Raw genomic sequence first — 25,958 nt, forward strand, 5'->3', positions numbered from 1 at the left:
CTTTAGCAATTTTACTGAGATTGTGAAATCCTAGCGTTTAGCCAAATTTTTAAAATTCTTGGCACTTATAGAGTGAAAAGCAACGCTTTTTTATGGCTTAGGCAGTCATAGCGAGTTGTTTTGTAAACTACCCATAACGCTTAAAAAGAACGCAACAATCGCATGCTAACCTTCTAAACCACTATAAAAAAATAACTTAAGCGTTCAACTGTTCCTTAAAACATAGACAAATGCCCATATGTATTAAAGTAATTCGCACTTTGTTGATAAATGAAGTTTTTCATTTGCAACTAAAGCCTTGCTTGCACAGTAGTCAAGCGATAGCTATCAGTCCGTTTTAGTAAGATTTCTTTGACCGCATTAAAAGGTGTATTCCTTTTAATGTCTTTGTCAAAGTATCTCGCTAAAATGTTTCTAGCAGCATTATAGTCAGCCTGAATAGTTCCCCCATTAAATAGGTAAAAAGTATTGCCTTTACGACGCCCTAATAAAAGGTTGTTACAAAAGCTATCGCATTGCGAAGTGTATGCAGGATTGACTAAATGCAATGCAGAACCTCTGCACGCTATTACATTTTTTAAAGCGTCTGCTATTAAACCTTTAACCCAAGAATTAAGTCTTCTATTAGTGTTTTTGCCATAACTTGTGTTTTTTGAAAAGTTTTCTTTTAAATCTTCACACACAACCACCTTTGCCTTATCCACTACTTGATGGCAAGCGTTGTAAATAATGGTTTTTAATCTTTGTTTGACTTTATGATTTTCTTTGTTTTGCTTAATTTTGCCTAGATTGTTTTTAAAAATACGATTAGCTTTTTCAAGTTGATTGTTTTTTTGAGCTTTTTTCATCAGTGCCAATAATTTGTTTCTTCGTTGGTATTTGACTTTTAGTTTGTCGCTGTATTGGGTGAGGATTTTACCTAAATCCTTCCCTAAAAATTCGTTAGTGCTTGTTACAAAGACTTCACTATAACCCTTATCAATGCCTATTATTTCATTCCCACAAGCGCGATTATCTGTTTTTTCATAAGAACTATGAACTTCCACTACCTTGTTTTTTATAATCAGTCTTAAAGTGCCACTAGGTTTGTATTCCATTGTGGTATTTAAAGGGATTTTAATCCTTTTGTTTTTGATTAAAGAGGGTATAGAGATCCAACATTGATTGTTCAATTCAAAAACTTTGTAGTCATCGCTGCGGACAATGATTTGATTGAAAACAGAATTTTTACCATGCTTGAAAGCTTTTCTCATTTTTCTGTGTAAAAAATGATCTTTTAGCCATTCATCTTTTTTTAATTGGATAAAGGCTTCTTTTTGCTCTTCTTTGGTTTTATAGTGTTTGAAGATGTCTTTTTTAATAGAGTTTTTAGCCGCTTCCAAATAGAGCTTGATATTATTGAAGCTATCTCTTAAAGTTTCTTTCCAAGCGTTAGCTAAAACTTTAAATTCCCTTTTTTCCTTAACCCATAAATCTCTAATTTTTCTATCGCTCGTATCCAAACATTTTAAAGCTCCATATTCTTGCCATATTTGAGAACACAATTTTCCTAAAATTTGGGCTTGTTCGTTTAACGCTTTTAACTTACCTTTATTGATATTTTTGGCATAGAGTATTCTTGTAACTAGCATCATTCTTGACTTTTAAGATGTTCTTTAATTTCTTTGTTGTATTTTCTTAAGCCATAAAGCCTAGAACTAAAACAATGGATAATGCTCAATAAATCTTGTGTCATCTCAGCTTCAGGGCTTAAAGAGAACTGATTCATTATCATAATTTCACAGCCATGAGTTTGAGCAAAGCTTTCAAAATATTCAAAACCAAAACGCACAAACCTATCTTTATGAGCGATAACCAATTTAGAGATTTTTCCTATTTCAATTTCTTCCAAAATGCGGTTAAAAATCTTTCTCTTATAGTTTAACCCACTCCCTATTTCATTACACCATTCACTGACTCTACTTTTTCTCAGTGATGCTCTCCTTTAAGCCTAGCCCATAGTTATTAGCATCTGTTTCAGCAATGATACCGCAAAGAAGCTTTATTTTAATAGAAGCCTTGTTTTAAATAGAAGCCTTGTTTTTATGAAGCGCTTTTGAAACAAGCCCTATAACGCTAATAACCAACTCTTTTTCATTCAATCGTGGGGCCTCTTTAATAATACGGGTATTGATAAAGGATAATCCTTAAATTTATTCTCATCTCGCTCCCATTATGCACTATCAATTAACAAGTTTCAATATAATATAAGATCTTGTTTTTTTATAACTTGTCGTTTGTTAAGGATTAAAATGCGCGTGTTTGTTTGCTTTTTAGGGGTTTTTGTGTCTAACGGCTTGGCTCGTTTTGGCTATGTGGTTTTAATCCCCCTACTCATTTTATCAGGGAGTTTAACCCCACACCAAAGCTTCCAACTGGGTATTGCGGTGTTAATGGGCTATGTTTTTGGGAGTTTTTTAATCCAATTCTTAAGCCCATTAATGTCATTAGAAAGCATCGCTAAAATCAGTTTTGGCTTAATCGCTTTGAGTTTTTTAGTCTGTTATTTTGATAGTATCCCTTTCTTTTGGCTTTGGATCTGGCGTTTTATCGCCGGTGTGGCTAGCAGCGCGTTAATGATTTTAGTCGCCCCTCTCTCTTTGCCATATGTCAAAGAACATAAAAAAGCCTTAGTGGGGGGGCTTATTTTTAGCGCTGTAGGCATTGGATCTGTCTTTAGCGGGTTTGTTCTGCCTTGGATCAGCTCTTATAATATCAAATGGGCATGGATTTTTTTAGGGGGCAGTTGTTTGATAGCCTTTATCCTTTCCTTAGTGGGGTTAAAAACCCGTTCTTTAAGGAAAAAATCCGTTAAAAAAGAAGAAAGCGCGTTTAAAATCCCCTTTCATTTGTGGTTATTGCTCATTTCTTGCGCGCTCAATGCGATTGGTTTTTTACCGCACACGCTTTTTTGGGTGGATTATTTGATCCGTCATTTAAATATCTCCCCCACTATCGCTGGAACTTCATGGGCGTTTTTTGGTTTTGGCGCTACGCTTGGCTCTTTAATCAGCGGCCCCATGGCTCAAAAGCTAGGGGCTAAAAACGCCAACATCTTTATCCTTATTTTAAAATCTATCGCATGCTTTTTACCCATTTTTTTCCACCAAATCTCTTTACTCAATTTGAGCATCTTTATAATGGGAGCGGCCACGACCGCCAATATCAATTTATTCAGCATGATGGCTTTAAAAATTGCAGGCGCGAAGCATTTCGCTCAAGCGTCTTCGTGGGTGGTGTTTTCTTTTGGTATTTTTCAAGCGCTTTTTTCATATCTTTTTACGATCTTTTTAGGGGATTTGGGCTATGTTTTGATTTTTGTCATTTGTGGGGTGTGTTTGGTTTTAAGCTTCATCGTTCTTTTCCCTATTAAAATGCAAACAGCCATCAATAAATAGAAAAATTATTGGGTTTCAAAACCCTTAATGCCGAGAAAACTCTTAAAACCCTCTAATGAATTTAAGATTTTTTCACGCTCTAAATGGCGCATGATAAAAACGAGGTTAGAGCTGTTTTTATCCTTTAAAATGTGCTTGGGCGGGTAAATGACATGCATCACGCCGTTAACACTCACCAAAAAGCCGCTTCCAGTGTCAATAATCCCCTTGATGCGTAAAATCTGTGTGCCGTATTGATGCAATAACAAACTCAGCCAAATCCCAAACGCGCTCCACTCCATCGTGCCTTCAAACCTGATGCTTAAAGTCTCAAAGCCTTGCGAGTGCGAATCTTTTGCTGGCAAGATCGCACGATGCACTCTATTGTTGCGTGAAAAAAAGCTTTCGTAATCTATACTTCTCTTGTCAAAAATTTCTGCACTGGGGTTAAGGGCCCACAAGCGCTCTTTTAATTTTATTAAAGCCCTGCTGTCGTTTTGCAAATCCGTTTTGGTCAATAAAACGCTATCAGCAAAAACGATTTGCTCTCTAGCTTCATTGTTGGTTAAATGCGTTTTAGCGTTCAAAACATCCACGCAAGCCACCACGCTTTGAATCTCAAAATGCGCCCCTAAAAAAGTGTCGCTCAAAATCGTCCATAAAATCGGTGCCGGGTTGGCTAAACCGGTGGTTTCAATGATGATGCGCTTTAAAATTTCGCTGCGCCATTCATAGTTGTTGAGCGTGGCTTTTAGAGACTCCACTAAATCTAAGCGTTTGTTGCAACACACGCACCCTGCGTTAAGATAGAGCATTTTTTCACCGCAATACTGAACGCTTAAGATGCGTTGATCCAAGGCGGCTTGACCGATTTCATTGATGATAAGCGCGACGCCTTGGTGATCTATTTGGTTTAAATATTCGCTTAAAAAACTCGTTTTACCGCTGCCTAAAAAACCGGTGATGAGCGTGATAGGGATTTTGGGCATCAGTGAGTGGCGTGTGTCTGTTGGTTTAAAAACGCTAATAAATTAGAATCTAGCGCGTCCATCTCTTTTTTGGCTAAGTTTTGCGCCTTATCCCACAAATCGCCTAAATCATTCACGATCACGCTCTGCCCTTTTTTATCGCACAGCACAAACTTCGCACCTTGCCAATCATTAATTTTTAGCCCATAAAACGCTAGGATTTGATTGAGCAATCCCACTCGTTTGAGTCGCGCTCTTTTGCGTTCTCTGGCGTTTTCATTGGCACTAATAAGCGCATTTTGCCCTTTCAAATTCTCATTAATCTCATAACTATCGGTCCTATCGGTCCAATGGAAAGAACTGATAAGCTCCCTGCATAAAACGCACATCTTCCAACCTTTTAAAACTAAATCATGCTACAATTTTACTGAAAAAAACAAGAATAAATCTTGTGCTGTTTAATTGTTTGTTGATTAGGAAATTTAATGCAGGATTATAGAACCCTTACGCTAGAAAATATTTATGCACCAGATGAGATAACAGATGCGCTTTCATTGTTACAATCTTGCGGTATTGAATCGATTGTTAATCCTTTAAATATCACGCTTAATTTTGACATTGTGGATTTAAAAATGCTTGAATCTACTACACAAAATACGCTGGTTCAAAAGACATTAGAGGAGTTGTATAAAATTCGTTCATTTTCTAGTCAAAATGGCAAAATCGTGTTTAAGAGCTTCAACAAAGCCAAAAAAGTCGCCAACAAAAAGCAAAACGCAAAGGCAAGATTGGCTTACGAATCTTACAAAAAAGAGTTTAGCAAGGAGACAAATGAGATTCAAAGCTGTCTTAATCAAATTTACTGCGAAGATAGCTTGGAGTTTTTAAAAAAGCTCCCAAATAATTGCATAGATATAGTGCTAACTTCGCCACCTTACAACTTTGGCATCAATTACAACGCAACGCAGGATACAAATCTTTGGCAAGAGTATTTCAACACGCTTTTTGCCATTTTTAAAGAGTGTATTCGTGTATTAAAAAGCGGAGGGCGAATCATTGTCAATATCCAGCCTATGTTTAGCGATTATATCCCTACACACCATTTTATCAGCAAATTTTTCGTTGATGAAGGGCTTATTTGGAAAGGCGAGATTTTATGGGAAAAGAATAACTACAACTGCAAATACTGCACTTGGGGAAGCTGGAAAAGCCCTGCTGCACCCTATTTAAAATATTCGTGGGAGTTTATTGAAATTTTTTGCAAAAATAACCTTAAAAAAGAGGGCGATAAAGACAGCATTGACATAACCGATGATGAGTTTAAAAAATGGGTTTATGGCAAGTGGAACTTTGCCCCAGAACGCAACATGAAACAATACGGGCATGATGCAATGTTCCCAGAAGAATTAGTAAAGCGGTGTTTAAAACTATTTTCCTATCAAAATGATATTGTATTAGACCCATTTAATGGTGCAGGGACAACGACAAAAGTCGCCAAACAACTAGGACGCCGTTTCATAGGCATAGACATTAGCGAAAAATATTGTGAAGTAGCAAGAGCAAGACTAAAAGAAGTAACAAATTTATTTAATTGAGAGGTATGATTTGAGTTCTATAGAAGATATTATACAAGTTTATAATAGCGTGGTTAAAGATATTGATAAAGATGCTCTGGAGCAACATGACAGGGCGTATGGCGGAGTTATAAGAAGTGCTAAAGGCAAATTACTAGAACACATCAGCGAAGAGATTGTAAAAATAGCATGGCAAAATATTGGTGCTAAAGCTAATAGGCTTGAAATAAATTCTAATAAAATAAAAATTCCTATCAAAGATAGCTATATAGAAAGTATAGCTAACAAACAAGTAAGGGCATATATATTAGAGCGTAAGAAAGATTATTATTACGGATTGAGCGTGGATAAACATATATTTGTGGATAATCAATTGGTTATGGGGATAGAATGTAAAGCCTATACGGAAAACGCTATGCTAAAGCGAATATTAGTAGATTTTCATCTCCTTAAGACTTTATATCCAAATATATCTTGTTATTTATTTCAGCTAGAAAGTCAATTAGGAGGGGATTATTCAGCTTTGCCAGAAACCCTATTGGGATCAAAACCCACGCATTCTATAATGAGCTACTTTGAAAGCGTGAATCTAAATATAGTAACCTTACTCAAAGGCGAAAGAGACATAAACCAACCCATACACAAAAATTTCAAACCTTTAGAAGAAGAAAATCTAAAGAAAACAATCAAACTAATGGAGAATGAATTGAAAGTTTATTTGTAGCAGTTGGTGTGAATCCCGCTAAATTCACACTAACTTAGATGCAATTTTAACCGCTATTTTTTTCTGGAGTTTCGTTTTAAGAAATCATCAGCGATTTCATTGAATGTTACCCAACGCACGCCCTCGTGCTTGTTGATATGCTCAATGATTCTTTCATGCATGAGCAACACTTGCGGACGGGCACTCACATCAGGGTGGATTGTCATGCTAAATACCGCATAATCCATCTCACGATAAACCCAATCAAATTGATCGATCCACATTTGCCCTATATCGTGCGGGCTTACAAAACCAAAGCTATTGGGGGATTTTTTGATAAACATCATCGGCGGTAAATCGTCCAAATACCAATTCGCAGGGATTTCCACTAAATTTGTTTCCACCCCACGGATTAAAGGCTTCATCCAATCCTTAGCTTCCAAACTATAATCAATCTTGCTCCAACTATCCCCCACGCGCACATAATAGGGCGTGAAATCATTGTGCATGAGCGAGTGGTCGTATTTGAAGCCGTGTTTTAAAAGCAATTCATTAGTGATATTAGAAAACTCCCACCACGGCGCCACATAGCCTGTGGGGGCTTTGCCGGTGAAATCTTTAATCAACTCAACGCTTTTTAACAAAACATCTTCTTCTTGCTTGGCCGTCATAGCGATAGGGTTTTCATGCGAATACCCATGCGCGCCCACTTCATGCCCTGCATCCACGATCATTTTCATTTGTTCAGGAAAAGTTTCAATAGAATGCCCCGGCGCAAACCAAGTCGCAGGGAGATGGTATTTTTTAAACAATTTCAAAAGCCGTGGGATCCCCACTTCACCCGCAAAAAGCCCGCGCGAAATATCATCAGGCGAATCCTCCCCACCATAGCTCCCTAACCAACCAGCCACCGCATCAATATCCACGCCATAAGCCACTAAAATTTCTTTTGCCATAATCGCTCCTTTTTAAGTGAATTTTCCAAACCCCTTTTTGGTGAGTTTGGTGTCAAAATCTTGTAAATAAGGGATTTTTTGGCGTTGCAACGCCACTTCGTTTAAATCTATTTCAGCGATAATGACTTCATTAAGCTTGGTGGCTTGCGCGATGATTTTCCCATTGGGCGCGATGATTCTTGAATCGCCGGCAAACTCTAGCGTTTGTTTTAATTGAGCGTTAGTTTCTTCCCCACTATGATTGCATGCACACACAAAACAGCCATTTTCTAACGCTCTAGCCCTGCTCAATAAATCCCAATTATAAGCCCTAGCCTTGCCAAACGCACTAGGATAGATTAAAATCTCAGCCCCTTGTAACGCTAAAAGATTCGCGCCCACGCCAAAGCCGATTTCATAGCAAATTTGCAAACCCACTTTCGCGCTAAAATCCCCAAAATCCAGCGTAAAAACCTCGTATTTTTTGCCCCTTTTGAAGCGCGATTTTTCATCGCCCCACAAATAGATTTTACGATGCTTGCCAACGATCCCGACTTTTGGTGGAATGATATAAGCACTATCGTAGAGTTTTTTATCCGTTTTTTCAATGCTGCATGCCACAATATGCGTATCGCTAGATTTCGCAAAATCGCTTAACGCTCTCAAAGTCTCGCTTTTTAGCTCGCTATGCTCTATCGCTTTAAAATCCAACCCAAAATCCACGTCTTTATCATTCACGAAATAACCGCTATCAAACAATTCCGGTAAAACAATGAGATTCGCGCCTTTGTCGTGGGCTTCTTTGGCTAGGTTGAGCGCTAATTGCAGGTTTTCATTTAAGGCGTAGGGTTTGGATTGCATTTGAATCACGGCGGTTTTTAGGATTCTTTTAGCGGGATTTTTTGTTTTCAAGATCCACTCCCATTTTTGTTTCTATTGTATAAGATTAGAAATTAAAAGAGGGTTAAAGGGGTTAAAATCCACATGCGTTTGTGTCAAAACTTACCATTATTATTCAAAAATCGTAATAACGCGCTAGAGAGCGAGCTCACAAACACGCCGATAAGAAAGATTAACCCGTTAAAAAGATGCAAGAATAAAAGCGCTCCTAAAATGCCTAGTAAAACCCCATACCCCCCCAAACGCCACACATTGAAAGACATTTCCAAACCCAGGGCGAATTTTTGGAATTTTTGCTTTTCTTCTTTTTCTATTGAATTTTGTTTCCTTAAATCCAAACGCTTTTTAACGCCGTAATACGAAGACAACGCCACGATAAAAAACCCTAAAAACCCCCCTTCAAAATTCAAAACCCCTTGAAATGCTTGGAAAAAATAAACGATAATCGCGCTAACTATATTGATAAAAAGTAAAATAAGCAAGCATTGGATTTGGCACATGGGCTTTTATGGTATTTATTTTGTTTTGTTTTGTGTGTATTTGGGGTCTTTGGCTAGTTCTTCATAGTCTTTTTGCATGTTTTTATAAGCTTTATAGACATTGAGAAAGCTCGCTAACACGCCCCAAATAACCCCAAGCCAAAAAAGCCACGAAACATGAGTGAGCTTTTTAAGCCCATAGCCTATAGCCACGCCCATAAGGATCGCTATGACCATAGAAAGCCCCAAGCTCAAATAATTCGCCCCCTCTATGAATTTATGATACTTTGGCTTTTTCAAAAAATTCACACACCTTTTATGATTTCATCAAAACTTTCATCGGCTTTTGCAACCGCTAAATCAATCATCTCTTCAGTCATAGGCTCACAAATAAAGCCGGTTTCAAAGCTTGAACATGCCAAATACACGCCCTTAAAAAGCATTTTTTGGTGGAATTTTGCAAACATCTCTGTATCGCTTTTTAAAGCGTCATCAAAATCACGCACCGCATTTTCGTTAAAGAAAAAACCAAACATGCTTCCTCTGTTGAGCGTCTCTAAAGCGATGTTATAGCTTTGAGCGCTCTTTTTTAAACCTTGAGTCAAACGAACGGCTAAAGCGTTTAAGCGGGTATAAAGGGTTTTGTCTCTTTTGATTTTATACAATGCACTCAACCCCGCGCACACCGCTAGAGGGTTACCGCTTAATGTGCCTGCTTGATACACGCCTCCAATGGGCGAAAGCAAGTCCATAATTTCCGCACGCCCCCCAAAACACGCCAAAGGAAGCCCCGCGCCTATCACCTTACCAAAGGTTACCAAATCCGGCACCACGCCATAAAATTCTTGCGAACCGCTCAAACTCGCTCTAAACCCGCTCATCACTTCATCTAAAATCAGCACCGCTTGGTATTTTTCACACAAAGCCTTTAAGCCTAGTAAAAACTCTTTTTGAGCCGGCACTAACCCCATATTCCCAGCAATGGGTTCAATGATGACGCAACCCACATCGCCTTTTTTAAAGCATTCTTCTGTGGAGTTCAAGTCGTTATAACGAGCCACTAGAGTGTGTTTGCTAAAATCGTTCGGCACGCCTAAAGAAGAAGGAGAGCCAAAAGTAGCGCACCCGCTACCCGCTTTCACCAATAAGGAGTCGCTATGCCCATGATAGCACCCCTCAAACTTGATCAAATCGTCTTTTTGGCTATAAGCTCTAGCGAGTCGTATCGCGCTCATGGTCGCTTCCGTGCCGCTATTGACTAAACGCACCTTATCTAAGCCTTCATAACAAGAAATGATTTCCTTAGCTAAAGTGGTTTCTAATTCTGTGGGAGCTCCAAAAGAAGTGCCTTTTTTTAATGCATTAATAATATTTTCTTCAATTTCTTCATCAGCATGCCCAAAAATCAAAGGCCCCCAGCTTTGCACAAAATCTATATAATGGTTGTTATCCACATCATAAAGATACGCCCCCTTACCCTTTAAAATAAAGGGGGGAGTGCCTTTAACGCTCTTAAACGCTCTCACAGGCGAATTGACCCCCCCAGCGATCACCTGCTTAGCTTCATTAAAATCATTAATGCTGTGCAACAACTCCATGATTTTAAATTATCCCTTAATCATGCTTTCAAATTGGATTTCCACTTGCGACCAAGTCAAGCCCTCATGAAAACTCTCGCATCGTTTGGCCAAGCTCGCCAATTCGTTTTTCAAGCCAAAATTCAATAAATCCAAGACCCCTTTAACCACGAGCTTATCCTCAGCAATCGTGTATTGCATAGGCACTTTTACCAGCTTTTCATTCATCCTCACATAAGCCGTAAGAGAACCTGCATGATCGCCTTCTATCACATTCCTGAAAGTTACTTTGATGTTAGTGTTTTTAAAAAGAGCGAAAAAAGCTTCTTTAACATTTTTATTTTTCAATTCATCGCCTAAATTGACTTTCAAGCTATCCATGCTCGCGCTCGCTCCCTCTAAAAGGGTTTTTAAACTATCTTGAGATTTACCCAATTTATAGGTGATGCTTTCAAAGCTCCCATTTACTGGTGTTTTAGCCTTAGTTTTAAAGGCTGTCCATGTTAGCTTAGCCGAAGATAAATCCAAATTCACCGCTTGCAAAAACCCTGCTAGTAAAACCGATACCAAAACCATTTTTTTCATTCATTATCCTTTAATGTGGTCTTATCAATAACGCTTATTATTTTAGTGTAAACAAGCACGCTTACAACTAAAACGATTCATTTTGATAATCATTTGCACTCTAAATACAGCCTAGAGATACAATTGCGTTTATTTTAAACTCTTTTTGTAAATAATGCTGACTGAACCAAACTTTCTGAATCATTCATAAAAAGATTAAAGCGCATGGCTATCGCTATCATCTTGAATACAAAACAATTCATGGCGATCGGAGTTTCAGCCTGAAACCATCTTCATGCAAATCGCCTTGCTCTAAAAGCTCATCCGCACTAGGGCTAGAATAATGCTTGGCTAAAATAATAAAATAGGCGTTGTTATGCACCCCAATAAGGTTAGGCTGGAAATAAGGGAAAGTTTCAGGGTTTAAAATCCATGTTGCAACTTTGTTATACGCCACAGAGAGCCTTTTTCCGGCTTCACTACCCCACAAATCATACCCGTTCTCAAAAAGCAATTCGCCTGATATGGTTAGCGCAAGAAGCGCGAAATTGGTATAAGCTATCCCCTTAATGCCCTTTGTAGGGCCGCCATGATAATCGCTCGTATCGCTCCTAGTGATCGCGCTAGCAATAACCCCATTCTCATCTATGGCTTTAAATATCCAATCCTGCCACCGATTAGCGTTATTTTGCAAAAGGGCGTGATCGTCTAACGCTAGCGCAGAACTCACATCAAAAAGAATGCCCCACGCCCCATGGTTAGTGTTAAGAGCTGATTGAGAATACTGGTGCATCCGCTTAACGAAGTCTTCGTATTCTGGGCTAGGAAACGCCTTTTTGACAAACCAATAAGCCATGTTCATATAAGGCATGTAAAAATTGATATTATCCTCGCTCTGATAAGTATCTACGCTTTGAAGCTCTTTAGCCCAAGCGTTTAAAATTTCTATAGCTTTTAAGCCGTATTGTTTGTTGTTGCTCACCCAATAGCCTAGCGCTAAGTCATAAGACATGAGAGCGGATTTTTTAAAACTCTTTGTGCAGACATCAGGCTCTCTAACCCCAGTAGAAGTGTAGTGTTTTGATGCGTTAAGTTGCATGCATGGCTGTATTGTTTGGGAGAGCTTTTTATCAAGATGGAGTTTTTGGGGCAAATCTCTAGATTTAAAATCCCTAAAAAAGTAATCTTGATCAGCGTAAGCTTGAACGCAAACGCAAACACCCATGAGTGATAAAAACAAAACAAATCTTTTCATTCCACGCCTTTATTTGAATGGTTTAAAAATAGCGTTTTAGGGTAACGCTTTTAACAACACAAATTTAAGCGCATGCGTATTAAGAGCGCTAACCGCTGAAAGGGGTAAGACAAAGAGCGCTGATTTTTCATTAGGGTTATTTTCAAAATCGCTGGTTAAATTGGGGTGCAAAAACCCCAAATACGGCTCTAAATCAAACGCGTTTAATTTTTGCGCTTCTAAGTTTAAAAAGGTGCAAAAATCCTTAGCCATCTCATCAATGTTTTCTACAACATCGCATTTATTGAGCAACACCCCAAAAGGCTTATTGGCCAAAGCGGGTGAAAATTTTTCCAACTCCAATCTCAAGCGTTGGTATTGCTCTTTAATACCCAAATCCAGCCTAGAAGCGTCTAAAACAAAAGCTAGAACTTTGGTGCGTTCAATATGCTTTAAAAAGCTAATCCCTAAGCCTTTTCCTTGACTAGCCCCTTCAATAATGCCAGGAATATCCGCCATTAGAAATTCGCTTTTTTCATCTACGCTCACAACCCCTAAATTAGGCACTAGAGTCGTGAATTCATAATTAGCGATTTTAGGCTTAGCGTTAGAGATGGTGGAAATGAGCGTGGATTTACCCGCATTAGGGAAGCCCACTAACCCTATATCAGCGATGAGCTTTAATTCCAAGCGCACGCATTTTTCAACCCCCTCCAAGCCTTTTTGCGCGTAAGTGGGTTGTTGTTTAGTCGCGCTTTTAAAATGTGCATTCCCTAACCCTCCCTTGCCTCCTTTTAAGGCTAACACCCTTTCTTTAGGTTCTACCAAATCAAGCCACAACTTATCATCTACAAAAACTTGCGTTCCTGGTGGCACGACAATGATCTTATCTTCGCCCTTTTTGCCCGCGCAATTTCGTGTGCCTCCTGGAGCCCCGTTTTTAGCCTTATGGTGTTTGGTGCCTCTAAAACTCGCTAGAGTGTCGGTATTGTTATCCACTTCAAAATACACATCGCCTCCATCGCCTCCATCGCCTCCGTCAGGGCCTCCTTTGATGACAAACTTTTCTCGCCTAAAACTCACCATTCCAGGCCCCCCCTTACCCGAAGCGATGATGATTTCCACGCTATCTACAAACACAGCTTAAAGATCCTTTCTTTTATTCAGCAAATCTTTGCATGGATTTTTCCAAATGCGGCACCGCATTGAGTAATTTCTGCGTATAGGGGTGCTTTGGAGCGCTTATCACGCTATCCACATCCCCCGTTTCTACAATTTGCCCTTGATTCATCACGATGATTTTATCGCTAATATGCTCCACCACCCCTAAATCATGGCTGATAAAAATATAAGTCAGCCCCATTTCTTTTTGCAAATCCAAGAGCAAATTCAGCACTTGCGCTTGAATGGACACATCTAACGCAGACACAGGCTCATCGCAAATCACCACGCTAGGATGCAAAATGAGCGCCCTAGCAATGCCGATTCGTTGCCTTTGACCGCCTGAAAATTGGTGGGGGTAACGATCGATCCATTCTAATTTCAAGCCCACTTTTTGCATGATCTCTAGCACTTTTGTTTTGATTTCTTTTTTTGAAAAATGAGAATTTAACAGCAAGGGTTCAGCGATGATTTCGCCCACTTTCCACCTTGGGTTTAGGCTAGAATAAGGGTCTTGAAAAATCATTTGCACCTTTTTGCGGTAATCAAACCAATCCTGTTTGCTAAAATGCAAATGACGCTTGCCATTGAAATAAATCGCCCCGCTATCTTGCCTTTCAATCCCAGCTAAAATTTTGGCTGTCGTGCTTTTCCCGCAACCGCTCTCCCCCACGATGCTTAAAACTTCATTTTGCTCCACTTCAAAACTGATCCCATTGAGCGCATGGATCACTCTTTTAGGCTTGAATAACCCCCTGTCTATCGCATAGGATTTTTTCAATTCTTTAACTTCTAAGAGCTTCATCGTAACTCCTTTTGAAAACTCAAATAATCTACATTTTCATCCACGGTTTCTAAGCGTTTTTTGCGGTATTCTTTGCCCGGTTTAGGGATGGCGTTTAAAAGAGCCTTGGTATAGGGGTGTCTTGGGTCAGCAAAAAGCTCTTTGGCGCTCGCTTGCTCCACCACATGCCCTTTATACATCACCACCACTTCATCAGCGATCTGTGCCACCACGCCTAAATCATGGGTGATAAACAAAATAGAAGTGCCTTTTTTTTGTTGCAATTCTTTCATCAATTCCAAGATTTGCGCTTGAATGGTTACATCTAACGCTGTCGTAGGCTCATCAGCGATCAAGATTTCAGGCTCACACACCATAGCCATAGCGATCATCACCCTTTGGCGCTGCCCTCCACTAAGGTTGAAAGGGTATTCATGGTATTTGTCCCCTGCATGGGGAATGCCTACGCGCTCTAACTCATAGACCACCCTTTCTAAGCGTTCTTTTTTGTTAAGGTTAGGGTGGTGGATCTTCAACACTTCATTGATTTGAAACCCCACCGTGTAGGAAGGGTTTAGGCTCGTCATAGGCTCTTGAAAGATCATGCCAATTTTTTTACCTCTGATTTCTTTTTGCATTTGTTTTTCTTTGAGCTGTAACAAATCCTGCCCTAAAAATTGAATGCTCCCCCCCACAATTTGACCCGGTTTTTCAATCAACCCCAAAATAGAAAGCGAAGTGATGCTTTTCCCGCTCCCGCTCTCCCCTACAATGCAAAGCGTTTGAGACTTTTTTAAGCCAAAACTCACGCCATCTACTGCTTTATTCACGCCCTTATCGGTGAAAAAATAAGTTTTTAAATCTTTAACTTCTAAAATCATGCAAGCTCCTTTTAAGAGGCTCGTTTAGGATCTAAAGCGTCCATGATGCCATCGCCTACCAGATTAAAACTCATGACCGTTAAAAAAATCATCACCCCAGGGAAAACAAGCATCCAAGGAGCGGTAGCGATGTATTGCATGGAGTTCATCAGCATCGCTCCCCATTCAGGTTTGGGAGGTTGGGCCCCAAGACCTAAGAAGCTCAGCGCGGCCGCTTCTAAAACCGTGGAAGCAAAACCCATTGTCGTTTGCACGATCAAAGGGATGATGCAATTAGGGAAGATCACCTTACACATCAAACGAAGATGCGAAGAGCCATTGATTTTAGAAGCGATCACGTATTCTTTTTCTTTTTCGCCTAGCACAGAACTGCGCACCAATCGTGCAAATCCAGGAATCCCCACAAACCCAATAGCGAGCATGGCGTTAGTGAGTGAAGGCCCTAACACCGCAACCACAATCACGATCAATAAAATAGAGGGCAAAGCGAACATGATGTCCATGATACGCATGATAATTGCATCTGTTTTCCCCCCAAAATACCCCGCTATTAGCCCTAGTATCGTGCCAAAAAACACCGCAATCCCCATAGAAACAATCCCTATGGTTAAAGAAATCCTAGCCCCATAGATCAAGCGACTCAAAATATCGCGCCCCAAATCATCGGTGCCTAAAAGGTATTTAGCATTCCCCCCATGCTCCCATATAGGCTTTAAAAGGCGATCTTGCGCGTTTTGGACATAAGGATCATGCGGAGCTAAAAGGGGCGCAAAAACAGCGCAAACCACCAATAAAAGCACAATCCATGCCCCAACGACCGCCGCCTTATTTTTTTTGAATTGTTGGATAAATTCTCTAAAAGACTCCATTATGACAACCTTATCCTAGGATCAATAAAAGCGTATAAAATATCCACTAAGAGATTAGCCCCAATGTACATCATGGCAATAATCAAAGACATAGACTGGATAATCGGGAAATCGCGCTGGTTGAGTGCATTAACGATCCACTTGCCAATCCCAGGCCATGAGAAAACCGTTTCAGTTATCATGCTCCCCCCTAAAAGCCCGGCCAGCATCAAGCCTGCGATAGTCGTTACAGGGATTAAAGCGTTACGCAAAGTGTGCACAAAAATCACCCTAAAGGAGCTACACCCCTTAGCTTTAGCGGTGCGTACGTAATCTTCTTTAGACACTTCTGCCATGCTCGCGCGAGTCATCCTCGCAATAACAGCGGTAGAAACCGTGGCTAACACAATGCTAGGCAAAATCAAGTGCTTAATCGTATCCACAAACGCCCCATAATCCCTTGTAATCAAGCTGTCTATCAAATAAAAACCTGTGGGGCCATCTAAATAATACACATCGCTCAAACGCCCAAAAACAGGCAACCACCCCAATTGCACGCTGAAAATATAAATCAGCATAAGCCCTAGCCAAAACACCGGCATAGAAATCCCGGCTAAAGCGAAAGTCATGCTGGAATAATCAAACACGCTATAGCGTTTGATCGCAGCTAACACGCCAACGCTAATACCCAAAACAAGAGCCATAAACAAAGCGATCAAGGCTAATTCCACCGTAGCCGGGAAGCGTTGCCAAAACTCATGCATCACAGGCTCACCAGTCATGATAGAAGTGCCAAAATTGCCATGCAACACATTATTGATAAAGAAAAAATACTGCTCTATCAAGGGCTTATTCAATCCAAATTGCTCTCTTAAAGCGTCAATAGCGGCTTGATTGGCCTTTTCGCCTAAAATCACTAATGCCGGATCTCCTGGCACTAAATGCACCATCATAAACACGATAATGCTCACTCCAAACAGCGTGGGGATCGCCCACAAAATACGCTTGATGATAAAACTCAGCATGCAACCCCTTTTATTTTTCTAAATACACCTTAAAGAAGCGATTCACGCTCACTCCGGTCGTTTTATAGCCTTTGACTTTAGACAAATGCGGCACCACTGAATAAGGATAAGCTAAAGGCACATAAGGTGCGTCTTTATGGATAATTTCTTGTGCCTTTAAATAAAGGGCTTCCCTCTCCTTTTGATCCGAAACCCGTTTAGCCTTTACAAGAAGATCGGAAAAGGCGTCGCTCTTATAAAAGGAACCATTTTGAGTGGGTATAGCTGAAGCAGCTTGCTTGCTCCATAAGGTGTATAAGAAATTATCCGGATCCGCAATGTCTGCCATCCAGCCTGCAAACGCCATTTCATGCTCGCCTAAGCCCGTTCTTTTCAAATAAGCCCCCCACTCATACACTTCAATTTTCACATCAATGCCAATTTTAGCCAGGCTCGCTTGTATGAACACCGCTCCTTTTGGATTACGAGTGGAAGTGGTAAAAATGGTGGTTTTAAAGCCATTAGGATAGCCCGCTTCTTTCAATAACTCTTTAGCCTTTTTCAAATCGTATTCATAGGGTTTGATGTTGTAGTTATAACCCCATATGGTGGGCGGGAAAGGATTGACCATTTTTTGGGCAAAGCCTTCATAAATCACCTTAATGTAATCATCCACATTAATCGCATGATTGATAGCCAAACGCACCAAAGGGTTATTAAAATACTTTTTTTGCGTGTTCAATGAAAGCCAACTCGCCAACAACCCAGCGCTTTTATCCACAACGATATTAGGAAGTTTTTCTAATTGCTCCACTTCATTGAGGTTAGGCCCGGTCATGAGCATGATTTCGCCGGTGCGCAACGCCAAAGCGCGAGTGGAAGAGTTAGGAATGGTGCGCACCACCACCTTATCCAAATACGCTTTAGGCCCCCAATAATCCTGGTTTTTAACCAAAATGATTTTCTCATCTTTATTCCACAAAAAGAATTTGAAAGGCCCTGTCCCAACAGGTTTTTTAGCCAACTCGTCTTTTTTATTATTTTGTTCTAAATAATCAGCGTAATCCTTACTCAAAATGCTCAAAAAGTCCATGCCCAAATTGGCTAAAAACGGAGCTTCTGGCCCATTAAGCGTGAATTTGATCGTGTAATCATCTAAAGCTTCAATGCTCTTAATAATATGAGACATGCCCATGCCTTCCCAATACTTATAGCTTTTAGCCCCTGGGCTGTAGTATCGTTTAGCCTTATCCATCTGGCGCTCAAAAGAAAACAGCACGTCTTTAGCGCTAAACTCCACTTTTTTATTCCAATACTTCGTCTGGTGGAAATAAACCCCTTTGCGTAAATGAAAGGTATATACAAGACCATCTGGGGATATTTCCCAGCTTGTCGCTAAGGCGGGTTCAATTTCTGTGGTGCCGTATTTGAATTGCACGAGCGTGTCATAAATATTGCCCGTCGCCACATAGCTTTCGCCATCAGTTACTAAAGCAGGATCCATGCTCGATCCATCAGCGCCTCTTGCAAAAACCAAAACGCCTCCAAAACGCTTTTGCTCTTCAACAGAAACATTTTCTTTAGATGGATTAAGAGCAGCGTTTGGGCTTTCTGAGGCTTTCAAAAAGAACCCAAACAACAAAAGAAAAAAAAACAAACCCTTAACAAAAACATTATTCATAAGCCAGTCTCCACAACAAATTCTATAAAGGATAGAGATCTAAATTATAAATATTTTATGGTGTTTATAGGCGTTTAACAAACACCCAAAGGTTTAATTGACCTTTAAAGGTTACCCTATTCCCCAAAATTTTGACTAACCACAGAAACCTTCTTGCGGTTTCTGTCTTTATGCTCAAACTTCACAACGCCATCTATGAGCGCGTATAAGGTATGGTCTTTCCCCATGCCCACATTATTACCAGGATGCATTTTAGTGCCTCTTTGGCGCACGATAATATTCCCTGCTCTCACAAATTCTGAGCCAAATTTTTTCACGCCTAAGCGTCTTCCTGCAGAATCTCTGTTATTCTGCGTGCTCCCTTGACCTTTCTTGTGTGCCATTGTTTAATACTCCTTTATGCTACAATTTTAGTGATTCTCACACGAGTGAAATCTCTTCTAAAACCACGCTTGGTTTTGCTGTCTTTTCGGCGGCGTTTTTTGAAAGTGATGACTTTTTTGCCGCGCCCTTCATTGATCACTTCCGCTTCAATTTTAGCCCCATTCACAAAGGGTTTCCCGCAAGAGAGTTTGCCCTCTTTGGATACGGCTAACACTTCCACTAATTCCACTAAAGCCTTAGGCTCTTTATTCATTTTATCCAGTAAAACAATATCGCCTTCAACGACCTTATATTGCTTACCGCCATGCTTGAATATTGCGTATGACATTTCTATTCCTTAAAAATTGAACGCTCTTTTTAAAATAAACGCCTATTATAGTGAGTATTTGCTAAAATTTAACTTTAAATTTAGTTTAAATTCATATTAAAAGAATTTTTTTACTCAAAAACACCCCATTTAACCCGCCATTATTAACCCGCATTGCCCCACTCAAACCATTCATGATTATTATTAACTTGTTTTGGAATACTTTTAGCTTGCTTGTTAAAAAACCAATAAGGATTTGATCATGCGCGTTACCTTTGGCTCAAAATACAACCAAATGAATCACTACCAAAATGCTTTACAAAATAAAATCAACGACGCTAACACGCAGATCGCTTCAGGGCTAAAAATCCGTTATGGTTATCAAAACAGCGACATTAACAACCAGAATTTAAAATTCCAATACGAAGAAAACACCTTAGATCAAGGCATTGATGTGGCCCAAAACGCTTACACTTCAACGCTCAATACCGACAAAGCCTTGCAAGAATTTTCTAAAACGATGGAGGCGTTTAAAACCAAACTCATCCAATCCGCTAACGATGTGCATTCGGAGACTTCTCGCGCCGCTATCGCTAACGATTTAGAACGCTTGAGGGAGCATATGATGAATGTCGCTAACACCTCTATAGGGGGGGAATTTTTATTTGGGGGCAGTAAGGTGGATAGACCTCCCATTGATAGCGAGGGAAAATACCATGGCAATGGCGAAGATTTAAACGCACTTATTAGCTCTGATAACCTTGTGCCTTATAATATCAGCGGGCAAGATTTGTTTTTAGGCACCGATAAAGACAAACACAAACTCATTACCACCAACATTAAATTATTCAATCAAAACAAGCTCCACCCTGATGTGATGGACGCTTTAGAGCATTCTTCATTGCCTGAGGAAGTTTTTATTAAACCCGATGATACCTTGCGAGAACTCATCGGCGATAACGACAAAGATCCCACCAACGACCCTAAAGAGTTTTTTTATTTGCAAGGCGTTAGGCCTGATGGCTCTAGTTTTAAAGAAAAATTCGCGCTCTCTAAAGCCTATCAAAACCAAGAAAGTGCGACTAAAGTGAGCGATTTGTTGGATAAAATCGCTCACGCTTACGGGAACACTTCGCAAAATAAAGTCGTGGATGTGAGCTTGAATAATTGGGGGCAAATTGAGATCAAAAACCTAACGCCTGGCAGTGAAAATTTGGATTTTCATTTGATTTCTAGCGATGGGGATTTTGATGATTTAGACGCCTTGCGATCGAGCGGTAAAAGGGTTACTGAATACGTCAAAAGCGCGTTTGTAACGGATAGGAGTTTGAGTCAAGTTAAAGCGGTGCCTAACATGTATAATCCTAAAGCGCTTGAAATCCCTAGCGTGTTTGTAACTAAAGACAATGTTTTAGCCAACAAAAACACTAAATTGAGCGAGATTTTTGGCGATAGCGTGGAAACTTTAAAAATCAACGCCAGCCGTTTGGACGAAACAAGCGCTATTAAAATCCCAAACCTCCCTGTTTATTTGGACATTCCCATTCTTTTAGACGTGAAAAATTCTACGATTAAAGATTTGAAAGATGCGATTAAAGAACGCTTCAATAATGAAGTGGATGTGGAAATTGAAACAAACGGGCGTTTGAGGATTATTGACAATTCTTCTAAAGAATCGCCTATTTCTTTGGCTTTAAGCACCCTAAATCAAAAAGGGCTAGAAGTGGCCGGTATCCCCACTAATAATGCGAGCGAATACCAAAAAACCTATTTCAATAAAGAAGGGGCAAAATTAGAAAGCAATGTCGCTCAAATCGCTCAAAGTGGCGTGGCTAATGGCTCTACCAAACTGAGTGAAGCCGCTAAGGGGAGTTTAGAAAATAGCGTTTTTAACATGAAATTAAACGATGTGAATGGCTTATTTTTAGAAGCGCAAATAAACTTGGATAATAATGGGGCTTTTTTGAGTTTGCCTAATGGCATTAAAATCCCACTTTATGACCCCACAAGCGCTGATATTCAAGCTTCTAAACCCAATGAAGTAACTTACAGGCAGCTTATGGATGCGATGAGTATCGCGCTCAATTACAGCAATACTGACCCAGCCATCTACCAACAAATCAGCGATAACCCCACTTCAAAAGAAAGCAAGGAGCGCTTTATTGAATTGTTAAAACAAGCTAAAGACAACCTTTCTGTTAATTTGAACGAAGAGGGAAAAGTCATTATCCAAGACAACATGCATTCAAACACCAAAATGCAGTTCATGCTTTTTGATAAGGACTCGAATGATTTTTCTCAAAACGCCTTGCACAGCGACAAACCAAGCCTTAAATTAAACGCTAATAACGCTCTCATTATTGACAAGCCCAGCGTGAATTTTTTTGATCAATTAGAAAATACCATCACTTCTGTAAGAAAAGGGATTTATCGCCCGGACGCTTTAGGAGATACTTACTCTAGCGATATGCGTAATTTAGGCATTCAAAACGGCATCACCCTTATAGATCACTTGAGCGATCACATAGAAAAAATGATCGCTAAAAACGGCTCTCATGGTAAAGCGTTTGAGAACATTATCAGGCGTAATGAAGTTTTAAAAACGCAAGTTCAAAGCATTCGTGGGGAAACGACCGGCACGGATATGGCAGAAACTTATAATAAATTTTCCAATCTCACTAACAACTATAACGCCGTTCTGGCTTCCACGAACAAAATCAATAATTTGTCTTTAACGAAATATTTGTAGTCTTTTGATGGTTTTTAAGCGTTCTAAAAAGAGGTATTAAAAATGCTTTTAAGCTTCTATGAAGCCCCCCCCTCCTTTTGCCCCTTATTTCGTGGGCAAATCGCCCACAGGACAAGCGGCCACACCCACGCTTGGGCGAGTGAATTTTTCTACATTTTCTTGAGCTTTTTTGGGGTCATTAACCCAAGTTTTATAGAACTCAAAAGGGCATTCCGCCACACCCTTATCCCCATCGCCACTAGCAAAAACCCCACTATAACCTCTGTGTAAGAGTTTGAAGAGTTGGTTTTGGCTTTGGTCGTATTTCCTCGCATCACGGATTTGTTGCACGGAAAGTTGAGCGTATTGAAGACCATTTTCTTCTTCCCCACATTCGCCCAGAGTATGCCCGTCAAAACCAATAATGCTAGAATGCCCAAAATAGGAATACACCCCATCAAAGCCGGTCGCATTCGCTACCGCTACATAACATTGATTAGCCCACGCCATAGCTTTCACGATCGCAATTTGTTGCTCCTTAGCCGGATACATGTAACCTTGACAGCGCACAATGAGTTCTGCCCCACGCATCGCGCAATCGCGCCAAATTTCAGGGTAGTTACCATCATCGCAAATAATCAAAGAAACTTTCAAGCCCTTAGGCCCATCAACCACATAGGTTTTATCCCCAGGATACCAGCATTCAATAGGGCACCAAGGCAAGATTTTGCGGTATTTTTGCACGATCTCACCCTTATCATTGACAAGAATCAAAGTGTTATAGGGATTCTTTTTAGCTTGCTCGTGTTTTTCCCCCGTCAAAGAGAACACTCCCCAAACCTTGTTTTTCTTACAAGCCTCAGCAAAGATTGCGGTTTCTTCTCCAGGAACGCTTGCGGCTGTGTCAAACATTTCTTGTCTGTCATACATAATCCCATGCGTGCTGTATTCGGGGAAGATAATCAGATCCAATCCGGGCAAACCTTGTTTGACCCCACCAATCACCTTAGCGATATTGCGACAATTTTCCAACACCTGTTCTTTAGTGTGGAGTCTAGGCATCTTATAATTAACTACCGCTACACCCACAGTATCGGGGCTGCTACTAATATCTCCATGTCTCATGTTATGTTCCTTGTTTTTTGATGAGAGTTCCTAAAAACCCTCTAGTGAATTTATAAAATAATTGTGTAAATGGATTTATAATGAATGTGAAAACTTTAATCATTATAATTATTATGGGTGAGTTTTAACTTTTTTGCTCCATTGGGTAACCTGTTATTCCCACCTCCACTAAGCCGTATAGTGCATTAATGCAATAGATTTTAGCCGCTCTTTGCAAGTCTTGCAATTTTAAAGGGGCATGCTCAACAAGACCCTTTTTTAACAATCCCACAACACCCGTCCCGTTTAATGCGCCCGCGCTGAAATAAGGGGTTAAAAGCCTGTTGTGGATTTCTAAAATAAGGTTGCTCCTAGCGCCCTCAGTGAGTTCCAAATCCTGGTTATAAAAGATTTCATCAAACATAACGCCTTTTTTAATGAGCGCTCGAGCCTTTTGATAAAAAGGGGCATAAGTGGTCTTGTGGTATAAAAAATCATTGTGTTTATCAATGGGGGCTTCACTCAAACGGATTTCTAGGCTTTTTAAAGGCTCTAAGGTTCTGTATTCTTTAATGAGCTTGCCCTTTTTATTGAGTAAAACCCTTAAAACCCCTTCTTTTTCTAATTCAAAGTCCAAAAGATTGTCATCGTATTTGAAGTTAAAATATTGGGCGCTATGCATTAAGCGTTCTTTATGGGCGTTTTTATTGTTAATCTCTAATTTTTGATCCCTTTTGATAACTTTCATCGTCTCTATAATCTCAAATTCTATTTTAGGCATCACAAAAAAGGATTTTAAAAAGCTCTCTTCATATTCCTTTGAAGCTTTACTTTTATAAGTTACCCCACTCCCTACCCCTAAATGCAAAAAATCTTCGCGCGCTCTTTTTTCTAAAGTGCGGATAGGCACGCTAAAAAGGGCTTTTTTTTCTTCAACCATGCCTATCGCCCCGCAATACACCCCCCTAGGGCGTTTTTCTAAATCTTCAATGATTTGCATGGTTTTGATTTTAGGACATCCGGTAACCGATCCGCAAGGGAACAACGCCTTAAAAATCTCAAACAAGCTTGTTTTTAGGGGCAATTGAGCTTCAATCTCGCTTATCATTTGATACACGCTCGGCAAGCTGATGATTTCAAACAATTGATTGACTTTCACGCTATTTTTTAAGGCCAAACGGCTCAAATCGTTACGCAATAAATCCACAATCATCACATTTTCGCTTCTATTTTTGTCGTCATTTTGCAAAAACAATCGGTTTTTTTCATCTATCAAGGGGTTGTTTGAGCGAGCGATCGTGCCTTTCATGGGTTTTGTGATAATCTTAATCGCTGTGTCTAAAAACTCTAATTCAAAAAACAATTCCGGCGAAAAGCTTAAAACGCTCCCAAACTCATTTTCTATCAAAGCCTTAAAAGGCGTGTTTTGGTTGTGTATCACTTCCTTAAAAACGCGCTTTGGCTTGGCTTTAGTGTCTAAAAATAAGTCCATCGTGAGATTCACTTGATAGGTATCGCCGTTTTTGAGATGCTCTTTAACGGCTTTAAACTGCTTGAAATAAGTTTTTTGATCTAAAGAACTATGGATTTTAGGGTAAAACGCATGCTCTTTTAAAGGCTCTAAAGAATATTTTTTTCTTTCTAAAAATTGTTCAAAATACAAAAAAGGGGTTTGGCTTTGAAAAGTTTCATCTAAAAACGCTAAACGCGCTTCATACAAAAGATACCCCACAAAATACCCCTTCCCCCTATTTTGAGAGATGAAATCCAGGGCGTTTTTAAGCTCATTAAGATTAGTGGCTGTGAGTTTTTTAACGCTTTTTTGATATTTAAAATCCCCAAAAATCATTTAATTTCTAGCAACGGCTTCGTATTTGTCTATCAAAAACACCGGGTTATAGCTCATTTTAGACCTTCTCAAACCCTCTAATCCTAGATCTTCTTCTCTGTTAGCGTAAGTTAGATGGCTAAATTCATTCAAAAGCAATTGCTGGTTGATGATTTGATATGCGCCTGCAATATCTGTGCGGGCTTTTTCAATGTGAATGAGCGCGGTCTCTTCGTTTAAAACTTCCCCAAAACTAAACGAGGCTATTTCCCCATTAACCCTAATAAGCCCCCCCTTTAAATCCAAGCTTTCATAATTTTCTAAAACGCTTTGAATGCCCTTATTTTCATTGATTAGCCCTATATCATCGGTTTGGCTTTCTAAAAACCACGCTTGAGAAGCTTCTAAAACTTCCTTTTTATTTTGAGGAGAAATTTTTTCATAAACAAAATTCGCGTAATTGGTTAAAAACTGGTTTAAGTGGTTTTTTTTCTTATGGTATTTTTTCCCTTTGAGCACGATCAATTCTTCAATAGAATAAACGTAATCGCTCCTGTCTCGGTTGTAAGTGAAATCAAACACCCCTACAAAATTGTCTTTCAAATCGTCTTTTTGCTCTAAAGTCAGGGAGTGGAATCTTAAGTTTTTTTCTAATTTCAAAAGCTCTTTTACGCATTCAAACGCATTCTTACCGATAGGATAGAAATAAAAGGGTTTTTGGTTTTTATAAGTGGTTTGAATGACCAAACAATCCTTAATCACCGCCACTTGAATGAGCCTTGCGTGCTGCCATAAGAAGCAATTGGTAAAGCTCACGTCCGATAAAACGATTTTTTGAGTTTGTAAAAACCTTGAAAACAGGTCCTTATGTTCTAGGGTAATTTTTTCAAACATGGCA

General features: G+C 39.7%; 25 protein-coding genes and 1 pseudogene. 4 read left to right on the plus strand and 22 right to left on the minus strand.

Annotated elements, in window-relative coordinates:
* Positions 1–290: 290 nt before the first annotated feature.
* Positions 291–1,634, minus strand: a complete 1,344-nt coding sequence (locus H7N67_RS03710) for a zinc ribbon domain-containing protein (protein WP_187939092.1) — start codon at positions 1,632–1,634, stop codon at positions 291–293.
* A pseudogene (locus H7N67_RS03715) lies at positions 1,631–1,957 on the minus strand (IS607 family transposase); the annotation flags it as partial. The pseudogene H7N67_RS03715 and the gene H7N67_RS03710, both read right to left, overlap by 4 nt.
* A 334-nt stretch (positions 1,958–2,291) precedes the next feature.
* On the opposite strand from H7N67_RS03715, the gene H7N67_RS03720 reads away from it, so the two are divergent.
* The gene (locus tag H7N67_RS03720) at positions 2,292–3,437 is read left to right on the plus strand and encodes a YbfB/YjiJ family MFS transporter (protein ID WP_024368944.1); all 1,146 of its coding nucleotides are present in this window, start codon (positions 2,292–2,294) and stop codon (positions 3,435–3,437) included.
* A gap of 5 nt (positions 3,438–3,442) precedes the next feature.
* Here H7N67_RS03720 and H7N67_RS03725 read toward each other — a convergent pair whose 3' ends face one another.
* Together H7N67_RS03725 and H7N67_RS03730 are read right to left on the minus strand one after the other, a co-directional pair.
* Positions 3,443–4,405, minus strand: coding sequence for a CobW family GTP-binding protein (locus tag H7N67_RS03725; RefSeq protein ID WP_187939093.1), 963 nt, complete (start codon positions 4,403–4,405; stop codon positions 3,443–3,445).
* A complete protein-coding gene (locus H7N67_RS03730; RefSeq protein WP_187939094.1) occupies positions 4,405–4,773 on the minus strand; it encodes a hypothetical protein in 369 nt (122 codons plus the stop codon). The genes H7N67_RS03725 and H7N67_RS03730 overlap by 1 nt, the downstream gene beginning before the upstream one ends.
* 96 nt (positions 4,774–4,869) lie before the next feature.
* Here H7N67_RS03730 and H7N67_RS03735 point away from each other — a divergent pair, with 96 nt between their 5' ends.
* Entirely contained in the window at positions 4,870–5,979 is a 1,110-nt protein-coding gene (locus H7N67_RS03735) for a DNA-methyltransferase (protein WP_187939095.1), read from the plus strand.
* A 10-nt stretch (positions 5,980–5,989) separates the two neighbouring features.
* Positions 5,990–6,682: a restriction endonuclease gene (locus H7N67_RS03740; protein ID WP_187939096.1), complete on the plus strand. Its 693-nt coding sequence runs from the start codon at positions 5,990–5,992 to the stop codon at positions 6,680–6,682.
* A 53-nt stretch (positions 6,683–6,735) separates the two neighbouring features.
* Here H7N67_RS03740 and H7N67_RS03745 read toward each other — a convergent pair whose 3' ends face one another.
* The 15 genes from H7N67_RS03745 to rplU all read right to left on the minus strand — a co-directional run bounded on the left by H7N67_RS03745 (position 6,736) and on the right by rplU (position 19,421).
* The gene (locus H7N67_RS03745; RefSeq protein ID WP_187939097.1) at positions 6,736–7,617 is read right to left on the minus strand and encodes a polysaccharide deacetylase family protein; all 882 of its coding nucleotides are present in this window, start codon (positions 7,615–7,617) and stop codon (positions 6,736–6,738) included.
* A gap of 12 nt (positions 7,618–7,629) precedes the next feature.
* Positions 7,630–8,508 (minus strand): carbon-nitrogen hydrolase family protein, encoded by an 879-nt coding sequence (locus H7N67_RS03750; protein ID WP_187939098.1) that lies wholly within the window; start codon positions 8,506–8,508, stop codon positions 7,630–7,632.
* 83 nt (positions 8,509–8,591) lie between these two features.
* The gene (locus tag H7N67_RS03755; RefSeq protein ID WP_042636538.1) at positions 8,592–8,996 is read right to left on the minus strand and encodes a hypothetical protein; all 405 of its coding nucleotides are present in this window, start codon (positions 8,994–8,996) and stop codon (positions 8,592–8,594) included.
* A gap of 15 nt (positions 8,997–9,011) precedes the next feature.
* Complete coding sequence (locus H7N67_RS03760; RefSeq protein WP_042636549.1) at positions 9,012–9,275, minus strand: AtpZ/AtpI family protein; 264 nt, start codon at positions 9,273–9,275, stop codon at positions 9,012–9,014.
* Between the two features lie 5 nt (positions 9,276–9,280).
* A complete protein-coding gene (hemL, locus tag H7N67_RS03765; protein ID WP_187849119.1) occupies positions 9,281–10,573 on the minus strand; it encodes a glutamate-1-semialdehyde 2,1-aminomutase in 1,293 nt (430 codons plus the stop codon).
* A 9-nt stretch (positions 10,574–10,582) separates the two neighbouring features.
* The gene (locus tag H7N67_RS03770) at positions 10,583–11,137 is read right to left on the minus strand and encodes a YceI family protein (RefSeq protein ID WP_000738965.1); all 555 of its coding nucleotides are present in this window, start codon (positions 11,135–11,137) and stop codon (positions 10,583–10,585) included.
* Positions 11,138–11,375: 238 nt separating this feature from the next.
* Positions 11,376–12,371 (minus strand): alginate lyase family protein, encoded by a 996-nt coding sequence (locus tag H7N67_RS03775; RefSeq protein ID WP_187939099.1) that lies wholly within the window; start codon positions 12,369–12,371, stop codon positions 11,376–11,378.
* A gap of 36 nt (positions 12,372–12,407) precedes the next feature.
* Positions 12,408–13,490, minus strand: coding sequence for a GTPase ObgE (obgE, locus tag H7N67_RS03780; RefSeq protein WP_187939100.1), 1,083 nt, complete (start codon positions 13,488–13,490; stop codon positions 12,408–12,410).
* A 19-nt stretch (positions 13,491–13,509) separates the two neighbouring features.
* Positions 13,510–14,316, minus strand: coding sequence for an ABC transporter ATP-binding protein (locus H7N67_RS03785; RefSeq protein ID WP_000770530.1), 807 nt, complete (start codon positions 14,314–14,316; stop codon positions 13,510–13,512).
* Positions 14,313–15,176: an ABC transporter ATP-binding protein gene (locus H7N67_RS03790; protein ID WP_108328432.1), complete on the minus strand. Its 864-nt coding sequence runs from the start codon at positions 15,174–15,176 to the stop codon at positions 14,313–14,315. The genes H7N67_RS03785 and H7N67_RS03790 overlap by 4 nt, the downstream gene beginning before the upstream one ends.
* Positions 15,177–15,187: 11 nt before the next feature.
* Entirely contained in the window at positions 15,188–16,045 is an 858-nt protein-coding gene (locus tag H7N67_RS03795) for an ABC transporter permease (protein ID WP_000443383.1), read from the minus strand.
* Complete coding sequence (locus H7N67_RS03800; protein WP_187939101.1) at positions 16,045–17,049, minus strand: ABC transporter permease; 1,005 nt, start codon at positions 17,047–17,049, stop codon at positions 16,045–16,047. Before H7N67_RS03800 ends, H7N67_RS03795 begins: the two co-directional genes overlap by 1 nt.
* Before the next feature lie 10 nt (positions 17,050–17,059).
* Complete coding sequence (locus H7N67_RS03805) at positions 17,060–18,709, minus strand: ABC transporter substrate-binding protein (protein ID WP_187939102.1); 1,650 nt, start codon at positions 18,707–18,709, stop codon at positions 17,060–17,062.
* Between the two features lie 116 nt (positions 18,710–18,825).
* Positions 18,826–19,092 carry a 50S ribosomal protein L27 gene (gene rpmA / locus H7N67_RS03810; protein ID WP_000940618.1) on the minus strand — a complete coding sequence of 89 codons (267 nt, stop codon included), beginning with the start codon at positions 19,090–19,092 and terminating at the stop codon, positions 18,826–18,828.
* 14 nt (positions 19,093–19,106) lie between these two features.
* On the minus strand, positions 19,107–19,421 hold the full coding sequence (gene rplU / locus H7N67_RS03815; RefSeq protein ID WP_000119326.1) for a 50S ribosomal protein L21: 315 nt from the start codon (positions 19,419–19,421) through the stop codon (positions 19,107–19,109).
* Positions 19,422–19,662: 241 nt separating this feature from the next.
* On the opposite strand from rplU, the gene flgL reads away from it, so the two are divergent.
* Complete coding sequence (gene flgL, locus H7N67_RS03820) at positions 19,663–22,149, plus strand: flagellar hook-associated protein FlgL (protein ID WP_187939103.1); 2,487 nt, start codon at positions 19,663–19,665, stop codon at positions 22,147–22,149.
* An 84-nt stretch (positions 22,150–22,233) separates the two neighbouring features.
* Here the strand turns inward: flgL and H7N67_RS03825 are convergent, their stop codons facing one another.
* From H7N67_RS03825 to H7N67_RS03835, 3 genes are all read right to left on the minus strand, one after another.
* Positions 22,234–23,253, minus strand: a complete 1,020-nt coding sequence (locus H7N67_RS03825; protein WP_001215709.1) for an aliphatic amidase — start codon at positions 23,251–23,253, stop codon at positions 22,234–22,236.
* Between the two features lie 124 nt (positions 23,254–23,377).
* The gene (locus H7N67_RS03830) at positions 23,378–25,081 is read right to left on the minus strand and encodes a bifunctional chorismate-binding protein/class IV aminotransferase (RefSeq protein WP_187939104.1); all 1,704 of its coding nucleotides are present in this window, start codon (positions 25,079–25,081) and stop codon (positions 23,378–23,380) included.
* On the minus strand, positions 25,082–25,954 hold the full coding sequence (locus tag H7N67_RS03835; RefSeq protein ID WP_187939105.1) for a DUF2156 domain-containing protein: 873 nt from the start codon (positions 25,952–25,954) through the stop codon (positions 25,082–25,084).
* Positions 25,955–25,958 lie beyond the last annotated feature (4 nt).

It is taken from the genome of Helicobacter pylori, from assembly GCF_014498195.1.
Taxonomy (GTDB): domain Bacteria; phylum Campylobacterota; class Campylobacteria; order Campylobacterales; family Helicobacteraceae; genus Helicobacter; species Helicobacter pylori_DO.